At 47.1% G+C, this 703-nt stretch carries 1 protein-coding gene; it reads right to left on the bottom strand.

All coding sequences use genetic code 11. The features are described from left to right. Positions 1-703, bottom strand: a 703-nt coding sequence (locus AB4496_RS29005) for a glutamate synthase-related protein (RefSeq protein WP_372133577.1), incomplete at both ends; no start/stop codon positions are given.

Here is a 703-nt window from a genome sequence, read left to right as displayed (position 1 = left end):
ATCTTCACCACCTTCACCTGAGTTTGACTTCGCGCCAATGCGGTTCATTGCAACAGCCAGTGTTGAGTGAGCCTCATGTGAGATTGAACCAAAGCTCATTGCGCCGGTTGCGAAACGCTTAAGGATGTTCTCGATGGGTTCTACTTCCGCTAGAGGAATAGAGCCTGCAGGGTTCTTGATGAAATCCAGTTGACTACGTAGCGTTGCTGCGTTGTCGCCTTGGTCATCGACTGCTTTTGCGTACTTCTTGAATTGACCGTAATCTTTGTTACGCGTCGACTCTTGAAGTAGAGAAATGGTTTCAGGGTTGAATAGGTGCTTCTCACCACGTTGTTTCCACTGGTAAACACCGCCAACATCAAGGATCTGAGCTGGGATTTCACGAGCTGGGTAACCAACACGGTGACGAACTAGCACTTCTCGTGCGATATCATCGATCGTTAGACCTTGGATACGAGAAACAGTACCAGTGAAGTATTTTTCAACCACTGACTTGCTTACACCAAGTGCTTCAAAGATTTGTGCACCGTGGTAAGACTGTAGCGTAGAGATCCCCATCTTAGAGAAGATCTTCAGTAGACCGCCGTTGACACCTTTACGGTAGTTATCGAATAACTCACGCGGGTGTGCGTTTGGATCTAGCTTCTTCGTACGTTGCAGTTCAACAATCGTTTCAATAACTAGGTATGGGTTAACTGCGTTC

The organism is Vibrio sp. 10N.222.46.A1, from assembly GCF_041473595.1.
GTDB lineage: Bacteria > Pseudomonadota > Gammaproteobacteria > Enterobacterales > Vibrionaceae > Vibrio > Vibrio tasmaniensis_A.
This window is presented reverse-complemented; position numbering and strand designations above follow the sequence as displayed.